The sequence below is a fragment of the Paenibacillus sp. FSL A5-0031 genome (assembly GCF_001956295.1).
Taxonomy (GTDB): domain Bacteria; phylum Bacillota; class Bacilli; order Paenibacillales; family Paenibacillaceae; genus Pristimantibacillus.
This window is the reverse complement of sequence record NZ_MRTD01000023.1, coordinates 88907-105256: the sequence shown is the minus strand read 5'-3', so window position 1 is coordinate 105256 and position 16350 is coordinate 88907. Positions and strand designations below refer to the sequence as shown.

Sequence of the window (16350 nt, the reverse complement as noted above, 5' to 3'; positions counted from 1 at the left end):
TTTCCATGTTTTCTAACATTTTTGTTCAAAGTGAGCCCTCTGTCTAGCGTACTTACTACTTTTGAGACAGCCCCTTATTAAAAGCTTCCCTCACACATCGTATTAAAGATCAGCGAGCACTTGATACCAGACACCTTTTTTGGAATAAAGGTTTTCTCTAACCTCAGACCAGCCGCCTAGGTATGAAATGTCAAACAATCCTTCCGGCACCACATAACGGTCTTTCGTATCCGCAGCTACCTTCTTGTCTACGGAGCGGAATCCATGATCCACAAAAAGCCGCTGTGCCTGCTCCGTTTGCAAAAAGGCAATAAAAGCCTCGGCAACCTTGCGAACGCCATGCTTATCCGCATTTTTATCCACGATCGCTGCTGGATTCTCGATCAATATCGTGTCTTTTGGAACAACGATGTCATAATTGACGCCTTTCTTAATTCGAGCGAGCAGCTCGTTCTCGTAAGTGACGATGACATCGCCTACACCATATTCGAAGGCTGCCATCGATGCGCGACCGCTCTTATCAAGCGATTCCACATTGGCATGGACTGCTTTAAGAAAATGCTTCGCATATTCGGCATCCTTTGTACCCGTCTGCTCCTCTGACTGCTTTAGGCCAGCGCCATATATGGCGTTAATGTCCCACTGTGCGCCGCCGGAAGTTTTCGGATTCGGATACAGCACCTTCACACCTTCGCGTGTTAAATCATTCCAATCCTTAATTCCGAGCGGATTGCCGGTACGAGTCCCCAATACAACGATGGAGTTCGTGATCATGCCATTATTGCTCTGCGCCTTCCAGTCATGCGTAATGAAACCCGCCTTCGCTATTTTGTCGAGATCACCTTCCATAGCTAACACGGCAACGTCGGCTTCAAAACCTCCAGCGATCGCCCTGGCCTGCGTGCCTGAAGCCTCATACGATTCCTGAAATACTACCTTTTGCCCGGTCTCCTGCAGCCAATACTTTTGGAATACAGGCAGCAAATCCGCGAAAGCATCCTTCACTACCGAATACGCACCGATTACAAGTGTAACATCGCCGTCCTGTACGGTAGACCCAGCCGCATTGTTGCTCGTCTGCTCCTCTTTACTGCAGCCTGCCGATACGATCAGCATAACCGCAGCAAGCAGCAGTACAAGTATGCGCTGACTTGTTACCAGATTGATTTTCATATTCGCATACAACTCTTTCTACGTAGCATATTGGTTAAATATGAATAGGCATGGGGTCAACCTTCAACTTATTTTCCGCAATCCAGCTTTCGTTGTCATTGAATAAATAAGCACGATGGACGAGTACCCTTACCTCATCTCCGGGATGAAGCACTTCTTGCTCCAGCGAACGGTAAGTAATCAGCTTCGTATCGCCAACAAGCAGCTCAACCATCCACTCGCTGCCGCGGAAATGCAGCTGTTTTACTTTACCGGCAAGCGTAGCTGAAGCCAGCTTGATCTCGCCCGGTTTGCCAATCTCGATATATTCAGGCCGGATAAGCGCCTTGGTGCCCGGACGGCTCGCTGCATCCTCAAAACCTTTAAGCTCCGCGATATTGTCTACGATAGTAGATTCGCCAATAAAGCTTGCAACAAACGGTGTCTCTGGATTTTTGTAAATGTCCCACGGGCTGCCCTTTTGCTCTAGCTTGCCTTTGCTTATAATCATGATCTCATCGGCAACTTCAATCGCTTCCTCTTGATCATGCGTAACGAAAATCGATGTGATGCCGACACGCTCAATCATTTCTTTAAGCCATGTGCGAAGCTCGGTCCGGATCTTCGCATCGATAGCAGCAAAAGGCTCATCAAGGAGCAGCAGCTGCGGCTCAGGCGCGAGCGCTCTAGCGAAAGCAACACGTTGGCGTTGTCCGCCTGACAGCTGATGGGCGTAACGATGCTCGAAGCCTTTTAGCCCCGTAAGCTCTACCAAGTACATAACGCGCTCGCGAATTTGCTCCTTCGATTGCTTCTTCACCTTTAAGCCAAATGCGATATTGTCATATACGGTCATATGCTTGAAGAGCGCATAGTTTTGAAATACGAAACCGATGCCGCGCTCCTGCGGCGGAAGATCATTCACACGTTTGCCGTGGAACAGAATATCGCCTGAGGAAGGAGACTCGAGCCCCGCCAGCATTCGAAGTATGGACGTTTTACCACCGCCGCTCGGTCCGAGCAAGCCGATCAGATGACCTTTTTCGATTTCAAAGCTTACATCCTTCACTGCATGAAAATCGCCAAAGTTTTTATTTAAGTTCCGTACTTCAATATGCATGGCTTAATGCACTTCCTTTCGTTTTTTCGCCCATTCCATTAGCAGCAGAAGTCCAACTGAAAATGCCGCAAGAACTAGAGCCACGCCATTGGCGGCAACAACGTTAAAATTTTCAACATCTTGATAAACGAGTGTAGTGGCTGTTTGTGTTTTATTCATAATATTGCCTGAGACGACGAGCACAGCTCCGAATTCTCCCAGTGATCGTGCAACAGTCAATACTACGCCGTAGATAACACCCCACCGAATTGATGGCCAAGTTACTTTCCAAAACGTGTACCAGGAATAAGCGCCGAGCGTTGATGCCGCTTCCTCCTGCTGTGCTCCAATCTCCTGCAGCACGGGCATGACCTCGCGTACCATTAGCGGGAATGTGACGAACAAAGTCGCTAAGATCATCCCTGGCAGCGCATAGACGATTTTGAAGCCCGCATCCTCAAATAATGCACCGATTATTGTATTAGGTCCCAAAATAAGAACGATCATCAAACCGCCGATAACTGGTGATACCGCAAAGGGCAAATCGACTAAGCTATTAAGCAGCCGCTTCATCCTCTTCCCAATCCATTCGGCCCGGACGAGATACATCGCAAGCATAATGCCAAACAACGTATTTAAGGCTGTAACGACAACAACGATAATTCCCGTCATCATAAGAGCATGCAGCGACTGCGGCCTAGTAATGCCTTCTACAAAGCCGCTCCAGCCATCTGCCCAAGAGCCTGTAAAGATTTTAATCAATGGCGCGATGAGCAGCAATCCAAAAATAATATAAGTTAATGTAATCCACAATCTTCTCATCATAGGTCGCCCCTCCTGCCTTGAATGAGGTTGACCGTCCATAAGATGAGGAAGGACAGCGTGAGCAGCAGCACCGATACAGCGGCGGCTCCTTGCGGATTACTGCTTTCAATTTCTCCAAAAATATAAACGGAGGCAATTAACGTCTTGCCTGGAATATTGCCTGCAACGAGTACGACTGCGCCAAACTCCGCAATTCCGCGAGAGAAAGCCAGCATCGCGCCGCTCAAAATTCCTGGCAGCATCGTAGGAAAAATAACGCTAAAAAACGTTTTCGCGCGCGTTGCGCCTAGCGTATAGGCTGCTTCTTCCTCTGATTTATCCATTTCCTCAAGCAAAGGCTGAATGGCACGAATAACAAAAGGAAAGGTAACGAACAGCATAGCGACAACAATTGCCGGCTCATGGAATACGATTTCGATGCCAATCTTTTGGGCTAGGCCGCCTACTAGACTATTAGGCCCTAGCAGGAGCAAGATCATAAGTCCGCCTACTGCTGTAGGTAATGCAAACGGCAAGTCAACTAGACTGTTGAGCAAGCGACGGCCGGGAAAACGGTAACGAATAAGCACCCATCCGATCATCGTCCCCAAAAACATATTGAGTACCGTTGCGATAACTGCCAACTTTACTGTAAGCAGCACCGCTTTCCAAGCCAGTGGATCGGATACGCTTTCCCAGAAAGGGGTCCATCCAAGCGAAAATGATTGCGTGTAAATGCCAACGATTGGTAAAATAATTAAGATGACAAAATAAAGCATTATGGTGCTTCGAAAACCAAAACTCCACCCTTTACCACGAAACAAAGCATTCACTGTGACTTTACCTCCAGACCATCGGCTCGTGCCGTAGGTGTAACAACACAATTAAAAACATAATTCCTATTAAGATACTAGGTATTGATAATGTAGCATCCAAACTGGGATTAAGTCAATAATAAATTTGGAAAATCTTATCGCTTTTATAGCTTTTTCTTATGATTGTTCGTTACGCAAGCTTCTGAGTACAAAGAAGAGGAGTATCAGCCTAAGCCGATACTCCTCTTCTTCTTATTCGCCTTCAATATAATAGACCTTTTCTCCTTCGGAGAGGATCGCTTGTCCTTGTGTTAGATCGGTTACCCAAGCGATAAAAGCATCTGCTTCAGGCTCTTCCGGCAGGCAGCGCACGATGACACGATCGGTAAAATCCGTCCCGCCAACGCGTGTACCTTTCGTATGCAGCTCATTTTCCAGCTTGCCATACCAAGTGTAGTCCACATCAACAAATACTTCGCGGTGAAGCACATTGACGATTTCGTCTGCTGCTTCAATGCCAGCCACAGCACCATCCGTATAAGCTCTAACGAGACCGCCTGCTCCGAGCATAATGCCTCCAAAATATCGCGTCACAACGACAGCGACATTTTTTAGCCCCTTATGCTTGATAACCTCGAGAATCGGCTTGCCCGCTGTACCGCTTGGCTCACCATCATCCGATGCCTTCTGGAACTGGTCTCGCTCACCCACGATATAAGCCGAGCAGTTATGGGTCGCCTGCTTATGCAGCTGCTTAATCTCATTGATGAATGCTACAGCTTCCTCTTCGGATTCCACTGGCTTCGCATACCCGATGAACCGCGATTTTTTGATGACGATTTCTGCGCTAGCCTGCGACCTGACTGTTCTATACTTCTCAAGCATAGGCTATGACTCCCGTATACCGTTCAAGCCGGTTGATTACAGCCTTGCTTCCAGCTCGGCTTTTTCTTTCTCGAAGCCCGGTTTGCCAAGCAAAGCGAACATGTTCTTTTTGTATGCTTCAACACCCGGTTGGTCAAATGGATTAACACCCATCAAGTAACCGCTGATTCCGCATGCTTTTTCGAAGAAATACACAAGATAGCCGAATGTGTATGGCGTCATGTCTTTGATGTTGACGATAAAGTTCGGAACTTGTCCATCCGTATGAGCAAGAAGCGTTCCTTCAAAAGCCTTCTTGTTAACGAAATCCATCGTTTTGCCTGTCAAGAAGTTGAGGCCATCAAGATCCGCTGCATCGTGTTCGATAGCGATATGCTCAGACACTTCTTGAACTTGAATAACCGTTTCAAAAATATTGCGGTTACCCTCTTGGATAAACTGCCCCATCGAGTGCAAATCTGTCGAGAAATCTACAGCTGCTGGGAAGATTCCTTTGAAGTCTTTGCCTTCGCTTTCGCCAAACAGCTGTTTCCACCACTCGGAAACGAAGTGAAGCGATGGCTCGTAGTTAACGAGAATTTCAGTCACTTTACCTTTGCGGTACAGCGCGTTGCGTGCTGCTGCATACTGGTAAGCTTCGTTTTCTGCAAGATTAGGGTTGCTGTATTCTTTGGATGCGTCTGCTGCACCTTGCATAATGGATTCGATATTGATGCCTGCAGCTGCAATTGGCAGCAAGCCTACTGCTGTAAGCACGGAGTAGCGACCGCCAACATCGTCAGGAATAATAAACGATTCATAACCTTCCTCAGAGGAAAGCTTCTTCAGTGCGCCCTTCTCGCTGTCTGTCGTTGCGTAAATGCGTTTACGCGCTTCTTCTTTGCCGTATTGTTTCTCAAGTGCAGCACGGAATACGCGGAATGCAATCGCAGGCTCAGTTGTCGTGCCTGACTTCGAAATTACATTAATCGACCAGTCGCGGCCTTCAACCAATTGCAAAAGGTGAGTCACATAGGTCGAGCTGATGTTGTTGCCGGCAAACAAAACTTGCGGTGTTTTACGTTGTTCTTTTGGCAAAATATTATAGAACGAGTGCGACAGCGCCTCAATTGCTGCACGTGCACCAAGGTAAGATCCACCGATACCGATAACAATTAGAACTTCGGAATCTGATTTGATCTTCTCAGCAGCCTTTTGAATGCGAGCGAACTCTTCTTTATCGTAGTTAGTCGGAAGATCGATCCAACCAAGGTAATCTGATCCTGTACCTGTTCCGTTATGTAATTGCTCGTGTGCGAGACGAACGGATTCTGTCAAATAATCGATTTCATGCTGGCCAACGAATGCTAAAGCCTTGCTGTAGTCAAACTGAACTGTTTTGCTCATGTAAATGGAAACCTCCTAGAATGTTGTAAACCAATGTGGCTTCTACACCTGAAAATGCTTTTCAACTTAGCATCTACAATATCGGATTTGCCTTATAAAAACAAGCAACAAACGATGAAAAATTAATGAAGTGTCTGTATAATTAAACAAAAATCGATTCAAAGTGGAGGATATGATGATGAAGAAGATCGGATTTATCGGGTTAGGCGTAATGGGAATGGGAATGGCAGCTAATTTATTGCATAAAGGATTTGAAGTTGTCGTTTATAATCGAACTCCTGGCAAAGCAGAGTCCTTGCTCGCCTTAGGTGCCTCCGAGCTTGAGTCACCGGCTGACGTTGCGCGTGCTGCACAAATCGTCATTACAATGATTAGTAATGATGCTGCAATCCGTGAAGTATACTTTGGCGAAAACGGTATTTTTGCAGGTGCTCGCGCAGGCATTACGCTAATTGACAGCAGCACGATATCTCCAACGCTTGCTAAGGAGCTTGCCGCAGCAGCGGATACTATTGGAGCAGTATTCCTAGATGCGCCGGTTACAGGCAGCAAGCCAGCCGCTGAAGGCGGTACACTCGTATTTATGGCTGGCGGCGATGCAGGCAAGATCGAAGAAGTCCAAGACGTTTTGCTCGCTATGGGACGTAAAGTCATTCCAATGGGCCCAAGCGGCAGCGGCTCCATTGCCAAGCTCGCCCACAATACGATTGTTGGCATCAACGTTGTGGCACTTGCAGAAGGCATGGCGATAGCAGCGAGCGGCGGCATTGACGGCAGCTCGTTCGTCGAGCTCGTTCAATCTGGCGGTGCAGCAAGCAGGGCAGCTGAAATGAAGGGACCAAAGCTGCTTGAAGGCAATTACGACGTTCAATTTTCGCTCGAGCTGATGTTAAAGGATTTAAGGTTATCCTCTGCCCTCTCGGACAGTCTGCATGTGCCGACTCCTCTGCTGGAAGCAACGAAGAGCCTATTCCAAATTGGTGATGCAATGGGACTTAGCCAGCTTGATATGTCGAGCGTAGGCCAAGCTTACGAGCAATGGATCGGCCGCAAGCTTAGCGGACGGGATTAATTTAAATAGGGGTTGTCCGCGTGTATCAATCACTGCGGACAACCCCTTTTTCTTTGAAATACTGCTTAATAATATGGCGAGATCATTAAGTAAACAATTACGCCAGTAAGACTTACATACAGCCAAATCGGCATCGTCCATCTTGCAATTTTACGATGCTTCTCTACTTTCATCTGCAGCCCGCGTACAACCGATATTAAGGCCAGCGGAACGACAACAATCGCTAGCAAGATGTGTGTAATGAGGATGAAGAAATAAATCGAGCGAAGAATGCCTTCTCCTCCGTATTTCGTTGATTCCGTTAAATAATGATACGCTACATAGGAAACTAGGAACAACGTTGTGGAGACAAATGCAGCGCCGATGAACGCACGGTGCATCCGAACATTTTTTTTCATAATCGCCGTTAGCGCTATGCAGAGTGCAATAAAAGTAAAGCAGTTAAAAATCGCATTCAGCAATGGCAAAATCGTTACGTCAAAGTGAATTTCTCCCTCGTACGCAGGCAGAAAAAACAAAACAGCTATCAGCCCGACAAGGACGATGGTTAAGATCGATATGAGCGGTGTATAGTTTCTTTCTTTCATCCAAAAAATCCTCCAGTCATGGAATACGGTGCATATAAATTAACTTTATCCGATTCTACACCTCAAAACAATTCGCTTTGAACAAGTTTTGTCACGAAATAACGAATATTATAAGTCAATGCTGCGAACGAACAAAAAAAGGGCTTCTTCGCCGAAGCGAAGAAGCCTTTTTTCAATATTTAGTGCTTACTCGTAAATATACGAGCAGCAATAGTCCGAAACTTCAGCAACCTGAAGCTTGAATTTTGTGTTCGCAGGCACAGTGAATTCGCCTTCGCCTTGAATGTGCAGCCACTCGGTTTCACCAGGCAGAAGCACCTTCAAATCGCCAGCCAAAATTTCCATGATTTCAACGCAGTCTGTTCCAAACTCATAGTCACCCGGCAGCATGATGCCGAGTGTTTTTTTGGTGCCGTCAGCGAACAATACAGCACGGCTTGTTACTTTACCGTCGAAGTAAACATTTGCCTTCTTGACGATCGATACATTTTCGAATTGAGACATCGTAGACGTAATCTCCCTTATATATCGGATGCTAAAGCTTTGATGATCTGTTGAACAAGCTATTACAGCAATGCTTTCACTTTGCTAACAACGTTTTCGACCGTAAAGCCATACTCTTTGATTACGCGATCGCCAGGTGCTGATGCGCCGAAACGGTCGATAGCAAGAATATCGCCTTGATCTCCTGTGTAACGCTCCCAGCCAAATGGATGAGCCATTTCAATCGCAAGGCGGGCTTTAACTTCAGGAAGAATGACGGAATTTTTGTATTCCTTCGATTGCTTCTCGAACAAATCCCAGCTTGGCATGCTGACAACACGTACTTGAATGCCCTCTTCTGCAAGAGCTTTTTGAGCTGCTACAGCAAGTTGAACCTCGGAGCCCGTTGCAAGAATTTGTGCTTGCGGCTTGCCATCTGCTGCATCAGATACAACGTATGCGCCGCGGCGCAGGTTCTCATGAACACCGTTCACTGTGCCTTCAAGAATCGGCAAGTTTTGGCGAGTAAGAACAAGCGCTACCGGGCTGCCAGTGTTCTCTACAGCATAAGCCCATGCTGCGGAAGTCTCGTTGCCATCAGCTGGACGGATAACCGTTAGATCAGGAATAATGCGGATCGAAGCAAGCTGTTCAATCGGCTCATGTGTAGGACCGTCTTCGCCAACTGCGATACTGTCATGCGTCAATACATAAACAACAGGCAGCTTCATCAATGCAGCAAGACGAACAGCAGGACGAAGGTAATCTGTGAATACGAAGAACGTACCGCCGAATACTTTCAAACCACTGTGAAGAGCAATACCGTTCATGGCAGCAGCCATACCGAATTCACGTACGCCATAATAAAGATTGCGGCCATCGTAGCTGCCTGGTTTGAATTGTGTCAAACCTTTCAGATGAGTCATTGTCGAGCTCTCAAGGTCAGCAGATCCTCCGAAAATAGTCGGAACGTTTTTCGCAAGGCCGTTAAGTGCATTTCCTGAAGCTACACGAGTTGAAACCGCGTTGTCCGCAGTTGTGTATGCTGGAAGGTCAGCGTCCCAGCCCTCAGGCATTGCGCCAGAGATAGCAAGCTCGAACTGAGCTGCAAGCTCAGGGAAAGCTTCTTTATAAGCTGCGAGGCTTGCATCCCACTGTGCATTTGCTTGCTCGCCGCTGCTTTTCACATCTGCAAAGTGAGCGCGAACTTCGTCAGGCACGTGGAACTGAAGCTCTTCAGACCAACCGTAAGCTTGTTTCGTCAATTTTGTCTCATCAGCACCAAGCGGTGATCCGTGAGGACCAGCATGTCCGCCTTTGCCGCCTTTGTTCGGGCTGCCGTAGCCGATTACTGTTTTTACTTCGATTAAAGTTGGTTTGGATAGATTTGCTTGCGCCTCAGCAACGGCTTTGGACAAAGCATCTAGATCGTTTCCATCTTCTACGCGAAGCACTTGCCAACCGTAGCCTTCAAAACGTTTTTGAACGCTCTCGGAATAAGAAAGGCTCAATTCGCCATCAAGCGAAATATCGTTGGAATCATATAGAACGACCAATTTGCCGAGCTGCAGGTGGCCTGCGAAGGATGCAGCCTCATGAGAGACGCCTTCCATCAAGTCGCCGTCGCCGCAAATGGAGTAGGTAAAGTGGTTAATAAGCTCGTGGCCCTCTTTATTGTAAGTAGCGCCCAGCTGTGCTTCCGCAATTGCCATGCCAACCGCCATAGCGATACCTTGTCCAAGTGGACCCGTTGTTGCATCAACGCCAGCCGTGTGGCCAAACTCAGGGTGTCCTGGTGTTAGGGAGCCCCATTGACGGAAGTTTTTCAATTCTTCCATAGGCAAATCATAGCCGGAGAGGTGAAGCAAGCTGTAAAGCAGCATAGAGCCATGACCCGCAGACAAAACAAAACGATCACGGTTTACCCAAGTAGGGTTCGATGGATTATGCTTCATATTTTTTGCAAATAATTGATAGCCCATTGGAGCAGCGCCCATTGGCATACCAGGGTGACCTGATTTCGCTTTCTCGATGGAATCGATCGCAAGTGTACGGATCGTATCGATAGAAAGCTGTTCAACCGACTTTTGTGTGACTGACATTACAATTTCCTCCTATGGTCTAAGCTTGTCTAATTTCATCTCGTTATATGGTTTCTAAAAACAACGATACAGCGTCATACCAGTACGCAATAACTTTGAATATTGTATCACTCTGCATGCTCGTTTTCCATCAAAAAAAATAGATAATTCGCATAAAAATACAGTTAGTTGAATACAACAGTTTTATTATTATGCACGATTACACGATCTTCAATATGCCATTTCACAGCTCTTGCGAGAACGACCCGTTCAATTGTCCGACCGATTCTTTTCAAATCATCGACGTTGTCACGGTGGCTGACGCGTTGAACATCCTGCTCGATAATCGGCCCGCCGTCTAATTCTTCTGTTACATAATGCGCTGTCGCGCCGATAATTTTTACGCCGCGTGTATATGCCTGCGCATAAGGCTTGCCCCCAACGAAAGCGGGTAGGAATGAGTGGTGAATATTAATGATCCGATTTGGAAATTGTTCAATGAACTTAGGCGAAATGATTTGCATGTAACGCGCCAATACAATGATATCCGCTTTATCTGCAACAACTTCCATTTGCTTGCGCTCGGCTTCTTCTTTTGTAGTCGCTGTAACTGGGATATGGTAATACGGAATGCCAAAGGATTCGACCAGTTCGCGCATATCAGAGTGGTTGCTTATAACCATTGAAATGTCTGCATCAAGATCCCCTGCCTTCCACTGCCAAAGCAGCTCTAGCAAGCAGTGATCCTCTTTCGAAACGAACACAGCAAGACGTTTCTTGCGGCTGGCACGGAATGTATGCCATTTCATATCAAATCGATCGGCTACTCTGGTGAAGTCCTCCATAAGAAGTGGAAGCTCCTTGTCCAGATCAACTAGATCAAATTCAAAACGGATGAAAAACATTCCGCCTTCCGGGTCCATCGTATATTGATCCGATTGAACGATGTTAGCCCCGTGCTCATATAAGAAATGAGAAACAGCAGCTACGATGCCCGGGCGGTCCGGACAAGAAATAAGCATGCGCGCACGCCCGCTCTTTCCACCTGCTTCAACGGTTATTTCAGATGGGGTGGATGGTGATGACATGGACTTCAAACTTCCTTTCGCAATGATCTATATGAATTAATGTTAACTTTAATTAAAGTCTAGCAAGCAGCTCTTTGCCGCCAAACCAAGCCGTAATACGCTGATTGATTTGTTCTTCTGTTAGTCCTGCCGGCAATGCTTCGCCTGCCATTACAAGATCGTACAGACGCTCCATCGGCTCGCGCGGATCTGCTTTTTTTGCTTTTGCGTCATTTTTTAACAAATCCCAAGTAGAGAGTACAAAACCTCTGGAATCAATTTCTTGCTTCCCGAAGAAATGATGCAAGCGCTCCACATCTTCAAAGAAGCTTTCACCTAAGCGAGCTCTGCCATTGCCGCTGAGCAAAGCGATCTCCGCTTCATACATCGGACGTTCAGTCTTGTCTTCCTTGCCAATCCAAGGCGTTTCCAGTATAAATGGACGCCCCTTAAGGCCTTCATGTTCAACGATTCTTTGAATGGCATCGTGACCAAGCCAGCCTGCGCCAACTGGAGCATGTCGGTCTTTACCAGCACCTCGTGAGTTCTTGCTATCGTTCACGTGAACAACGGCAACGCGGTTTAATCCAACAACACGATCGAACTGCTCAAGAACGCCGTCCAGATCATGAACAAGGTCGTAACCAGCATCGTGCATGTGGCAAGTATCCATACATACAGTTAACCGTTCGTTATCTTGAACTTTGTCAATAATCGCCGCAATCTCTTCAAAGCTGCGACCAATTTCTGTGCCTTTGCCTGCCATCGTCTCAAGGGCGATGTTAACATTCGTTTCTTTTGTGCCTGCAAGCACTTCATTCAAGCCTTCAGCTATACGAGCGATGCCATATTCTGCATCCTTGTCCGTATAGGCACCTGGATGAAGAACAATATTACGTACACCGATGTAATCGGTACGGCGAATTTCTTCTTGTAAAAAAGAAACCGCAAGCTCGTACGTAGAGTCCTTATATGAGCCAAGATTCACAATATAAGGCGCGTGAACTACGATCTCATTAATACCGGATTGCTCCATAAGCGCTTTTCCTTCTTCAATATATAACGAATCGATCGGCTTCCTTCTTGTATTCTGAGGTGCGCCGGTGTAGATCATAAATGTACTTGAGCCATACGATACTGCTTCTTGTGCTGCAGTGAGCAGCCCCTTGTCCGAAAATGATACATGGGAACCTATTTTCAACATAAATATTACGCCCCTTTCGGTTGATCAAACCTTATTTTACAAGGAATGTCGAAATAAATCTAGGAATACGGTATAATTCATTATTGAGGTGAAAGACACGTATGAAAGTTGCCCCCGACTGGTTTATGTATTTTATCGTTTTTTGGGCGGTCGTCATGGTTGCGGCTATGTCGATTGGCGGATTTTTCATGTTTCGAAAATTTCTCAAGGTGCTTCCGATGCGAGACGGCAAGTCTAAGCTCGATTGGCAAAACTACTGGGTAGATCGCAGTCGCAGCATGTGGAATGATGATTCCAAAAGTTTGCTGGACGAGCTTGTTTCCCCAGTGCCAAGCGCTTTTCGTGATATAGCTAAACATTCTATCGCAGCCAAGATTGGTCAAGTGGCGATTGAACATGGCGCATCATCCGTTACGCGCGAGCATTGTATCGAAGGTTACATACGAGCAACACCAAAACGTGATTACCGTAGTCTTGTTACTTTTCTTGACCGTCAAGGAATCGACTATACTCCCTATAAGCATCTACTTAATAAATAAGTTTAAGCCGCATCAGTGCGGCTTAAACTTATTTATATTTAATCATCAATTAATGACCCCCTTATATACATGCTTCATACTCGTATTTTATGGTTATATATAAAAATGTAACCTAATACTCATCTATTTCGTTATTAATTACAGGAGGTGGTTCTCATGATGAACTCATCGAAGCGAAGAAGAAACAAAAAAGCAGCTACAGCAGGAGCCGTTCTTCTCGCTGTTATGCTCGCAACATCCGCATGTGGCGGTGGCAATACTAATGCAGGAAACGAACAGCAAGGCACTGCAACCGACGGACCAGTTATTACTCAGTTGCCAGAAGATAATGGTGTCATTGATCCTGGTCTTTCTTCACCGGAACCGACAGATACTGCAACAAACAACAACGGTACGATCGAGGATCCAGCAGCGCCAAACAAAGTGAATGAAGGTATTTATAGCGGTCTAAGCGACTCGCACTCTATAGAAATAGAAACAGCTGCCGGCGCAATTGCACTTCAAGTAACAGATGATCAAAAAAGCACGTTAGAAGCATTGCCGGACGATGCAAAAGTGAAATTTGAGTATTCGGAAAAAGCCATTGAAGGTGATGCAACCCTCAAACAAAATTGGTTAGTTAAAATTGAAGAAATAAAGTAATGAATGAAATGAAGTAATGGGTGAATTGAAGGAGCGAACGAGGATGCGGGTTGCGATAGCTGGAGGAACTGGGTTTATCGGAAGGGCGCTTACCAAGGCTTTGCTTGAGAGAAATGATGAAGTATGGATTATTTCCAGATCTAGTTCTAAAAATCAATCCAATCGCAACGGGTTTACCCAATTAACTTGGGATGAACTCGAAGCTGCTCCAGCTTTGCTGGAAGGCATAGATGCCATAGTCAATCTCACAGGCGAATCCATTAATCAAAGATGGAATCAAGCTGCCAAGAAGCGTGTCATGGAATCAAGACTAACAGCCGCCGCCCGCATCTCAAAGCTTGTACAATCGCTCGAGCGCAAGCCGCCGCTTGTCATTAATGCTTCCGGCATTTCTGCGTATGGCATATCAGCAGACGGTATTTTTGATGAATCAAGCCCAACTAAAGTTACCGATTTTTTATCCGAAGTCGTTCAGAAATGGGAACAGGCCGCAGACAGCATACCAGCTGAGCGGCTTGTTAAGCTTCGTGTGGGCGTTGTGCTAGACAAAAAGGAAGGCGCTTTTCCTTTAATGGCTATGCCTTATCGATTGTTCGGCGGAGGTAAGATCGGCAGCGGCAAACAATGGCTGTCTTGGATTCATCTCGAGGATATGATTCGACTAATCCTATTTATATTGGACAACAACTTTATTGAAGGACCCATAAATGCTTCTTCACCTGAACCTGTAACAAATGATTCATTTGGTCGAGCCATTGGCAAAGCAATGAGCCGGCCTCATTGGTTCCCGGTTCCAGCTTTTGTGATGCGAACTTTATTTGGTGAAATGTCCACACTTCTTTTGGACGGACAGCGAGCTTTGCCAAGCAGAGCGCTTGAAAACGGGTTCGTGTTCCTTTATCCAACGGTTAATAGTGCAATGGAAGAACTTGTAGGGCAAGGTTAGCTTCGTTTCTTATTCCGATTTCAGCACATACGTTGGTCCTTGCTCGCCTGCAAGATGGATGACATCTCCTATCGATAGCTTATAGCTTTTATAAGGGATCATCATTTGTCCATTTAGCAGGCTCCCATTACGGGAACCTAAGTCCTTCGCTTTATATTCACCCGCTAAGATTTCAATTTCCAAATGAAGCCGCGATATACCGCTTGCCCCCTCTGCATAACTCACCTGCTCTCCCGAACGCCCAATTTTAAAGCTTCCTTCTGTTAATTCTATCCTGTTCTCCTGACTCTTCCATCTCCTTTGGAGCCATACTGACGAATCACCTAAACCCTCCATTGATTGATTATTTCCTAGCAATACTGTTGGTTCTGCTATATGAGAAATGGGATTTGCTGCTACAACATGCAGCGAGGCAGCCGACTGAGACTCGAATAATTCGCTCTGATCCTCTGGCGGATTAATAGCTGGCGTCTCGACAGAATCATCATTTGCATGAGCACGATTAAGCCCTGGAAATAGTCCAGAGTGGAACGATGACTCTTCTATCATTTTTTCCGATTCGTCGTAGTCTGCTTCGTCATCTGTTTTCTTTTTCCAAACAAGCATAACTGCTGCTAGTAACAGCAAAGAAATACCCGAGCTGATCAATAAGCTCTGCCTACCAGCAGCTTCAAAATAAACAAATCTCCAAACACATGTAAGTGCGATGACAATAATAGCTGTTCCAATCCATTTTTTCTTTGTTTCCGGCTCATCCGCTTCCCTATCCAAAGGGTCAGCATAATGTTTTGAAAATAATTCATGGTCCTTAAACTCTTCCATTATCGGGGAAGAGTACGAACGCAATGAAGGGTTTGGTATTTGAATCCGCCCTTTTTCATCGCTATTCGCTAACTCAGATCGCTGCTGCCAATCTAATAGTGGATTTTTTTGCGTTGGAGCAGGTTTTGCTGCTTGCTGCATCTCTGGCTTCTCTATTGCCTCGTATCGCTGATTCGATGAAGATGAAGCTTCCCCTATTAATTCCAACAGCGTCGCCCGCAGCTCTTCAAGAGGCCATCTCTTGCCGAAATGCTGAAGCACACGCTTTAATCCTTCCCCATCAATGCGGTCTACATAAGAGGTGAAACGCACAATTAACGCCAAGAGATCGCCCGCTCCTTTTGTTTGTTCAGCAGTCCCCTCCATTATTGGAATATAAGCAAGCCGTATATCATGAAGCTTCTCTCCAATAAAAATATATTGTTCATCAAGCAGACAGCCCTCTGGCCGCAGCATATAATGCCTGCATTCGAATAACGCATCCGCTACGCCTAATATTAGCGTGTAGTATTGCTCCATCGAGAGCTGTTGCTGCTGCAGCCTGTGCAAAAGCATTCTCATTCCTGAAAGCTTGTACCGGAATGTAACCTTACTATCCAGCTCGAACCAATCAATAGGCAGCAGATAGGGAATTCGCTCGCTATGAAGCATATGAAGCTCAATTTCATCAAGCTCGCTTCTATACAAGCCGCTCTCTCGATCAATAATCATCTCATGCGACTGATTCATAGCAAAATCAATCCGAAAGCTTTTCATTTCTCAATTC

Annotated in this window: 15 protein-coding genes and 1 pseudogene; 4 read left to right on the top strand and 12 right to left on the bottom strand. The window is 46.1% G+C overall.

What is annotated here, in order from left to right; genetic code table 11:
* Window positions 1-102 precede the first annotated feature (102 nt).
* The 6 genes from BK120_RS29390 to BK120_RS29365 all read right to left on the bottom strand — a co-directional run bounded on the left by BK120_RS29390 (window position 103) and on the right by BK120_RS29365 (window position 6141).
* A complete protein-coding gene (locus tag BK120_RS29390) occupies window positions 103-1173 on the bottom strand; it encodes a sulfate ABC transporter substrate-binding protein (RefSeq protein ID WP_076271052.1) in 1071 nt (356 codons plus the stop codon).
* A 34-nt stretch (window positions 1174-1207) separates the two neighbouring features.
* The gene (locus tag BK120_RS29385; protein ID WP_076271051.1) at window positions 1208-2272 is read right to left on the bottom strand and encodes a sulfate/molybdate ABC transporter ATP-binding protein; all 1065 of its coding nucleotides are present in this window, start codon (window positions 2270-2272) and stop codon (window positions 1208-1210) included.
* A 3-nt stretch (window positions 2273-2275) separates the two neighbouring features.
* Window positions 2276-3073: a sulfate ABC transporter permease gene (locus tag BK120_RS29380; protein ID WP_076271067.1), complete on the bottom strand. Its 798-nt coding sequence runs from the start codon at window positions 3071-3073 to the stop codon at window positions 2276-2278.
* Window positions 3073-3834 carry a sulfate ABC transporter permease subunit CysT gene (cysT, locus tag BK120_RS29375; RefSeq protein WP_076271066.1) on the bottom strand — a complete coding sequence of 254 codons (762 nt, stop codon included), beginning with the start codon at window positions 3832-3834 and terminating at the stop codon, window positions 3073-3075. Before cysT ends, BK120_RS29380 begins: the two co-directional genes overlap by 1 nt.
* Before the next feature lie 288 nt (window positions 3835-4122).
* Window positions 4123-4755 carry a YigZ family protein gene (locus BK120_RS29370; protein ID WP_076271050.1) on the bottom strand — a complete coding sequence of 211 codons (633 nt, stop codon included), beginning with the start codon at window positions 4753-4755 and terminating at the stop codon, window positions 4123-4125.
* Window positions 4756-4791: 36 nt separating this feature from the next.
* A complete protein-coding gene (locus tag BK120_RS29365; RefSeq protein ID WP_076271049.1) occupies window positions 4792-6141 on the bottom strand; it encodes a glucose-6-phosphate isomerase in 1350 nt (449 codons plus the stop codon).
* Between the two features lie 160 nt (window positions 6142-6301).
* On the opposite strand from BK120_RS29365, the pseudogene BK120_RS29360 reads away from it, so the two are divergent.
* Window positions 6302-7213: pseudogene (locus BK120_RS29360) on the top strand (NAD(P)-dependent oxidoreductase); the annotation flags it as partial.
* Between the two features lie 65 nt (window positions 7214-7278).
* Here BK120_RS29360 and BK120_RS29355 read toward each other — a convergent pair.
* The 5 genes from BK120_RS29355 to BK120_RS29335 all read right to left on the bottom strand — a co-directional run bounded on the left by BK120_RS29355 (window position 7279) and on the right by BK120_RS29335 (window position 12635).
* On the bottom strand, window positions 7279-7800 hold the full coding sequence (locus BK120_RS29355; RefSeq protein ID WP_076271047.1) for a DUF420 domain-containing protein: 522 nt from the start codon (window positions 7798-7800) through the stop codon (window positions 7279-7281).
* Between the two features lie 186 nt (window positions 7801-7986).
* The gene (ppnP, locus tag BK120_RS29350) at window positions 7987-8304 is read right to left on the bottom strand and encodes a pyrimidine/purine nucleoside phosphorylase (protein WP_076271046.1); all 318 of its coding nucleotides are present in this window, start codon (window positions 8302-8304) and stop codon (window positions 7987-7989) included.
* 62 nt (window positions 8305-8366) lie between these two features.
* Complete coding sequence (gene tkt, locus BK120_RS29345; protein WP_076271045.1) at window positions 8367-10385, bottom strand: transketolase; 2019 nt, start codon at window positions 10383-10385, stop codon at window positions 8367-8369.
* Window positions 10386-10549: 164 nt separating this feature from the next.
* Window positions 10550-11452 carry a formyltetrahydrofolate deformylase gene (gene purU, locus BK120_RS29340; protein WP_076271044.1) on the bottom strand — a complete coding sequence of 301 codons (903 nt, stop codon included), beginning with the start codon at window positions 11450-11452 and terminating at the stop codon, window positions 10550-10552.
* Window positions 11453-11504: 52 nt separating this feature from the next.
* The gene (locus BK120_RS29335) at window positions 11505-12635 is read right to left on the bottom strand and encodes a deoxyribonuclease IV (RefSeq protein WP_076271043.1); all 1131 of its coding nucleotides are present in this window, start codon (window positions 12633-12635) and stop codon (window positions 11505-11507) included.
* 101 nt (window positions 12636-12736) lie between these two features.
* Between BK120_RS29335 and BK120_RS29330 the strand changes: the two genes are divergently transcribed.
* The 3 genes from BK120_RS29330 (at window position 12737) to BK120_RS29320 (ending at window position 14762) form a co-directional block, all read left to right on the top strand.
* Window positions 12737-13174, top strand: a complete 438-nt coding sequence (locus BK120_RS29330) for a DUF2621 domain-containing protein (RefSeq protein ID WP_076271042.1) — start codon at window positions 12737-12739, stop codon at window positions 13172-13174.
* A gap of 156 nt (window positions 13175-13330) precedes the next feature.
* Window positions 13331-13816, top strand: coding sequence for a hypothetical protein (locus BK120_RS29325; RefSeq protein ID WP_076271041.1), 486 nt, complete (start codon window positions 13331-13333; stop codon window positions 13814-13816).
* A 43-nt stretch (window positions 13817-13859) separates the two neighbouring features.
* On the top strand, window positions 13860-14762 hold the full coding sequence (locus BK120_RS29320; protein ID WP_076271040.1) for a TIGR01777 family oxidoreductase: 903 nt from the start codon (window positions 13860-13862) through the stop codon (window positions 14760-14762).
* Window positions 14763-14771: 9 nt separating this feature from the next.
* On the opposite strand, the gene BK120_RS29315 is transcribed toward BK120_RS29320, so the two are convergent.
* Window positions 14772-16340 carry a DUF6382 and FHA domain-containing protein gene (locus BK120_RS29315; protein WP_076271039.1) on the bottom strand — a complete coding sequence of 523 codons (1569 nt, stop codon included), beginning with the start codon at window positions 16338-16340 and terminating at the stop codon, window positions 14772-14774.
* Window positions 16341-16350 lie beyond the last annotated feature (10 nt).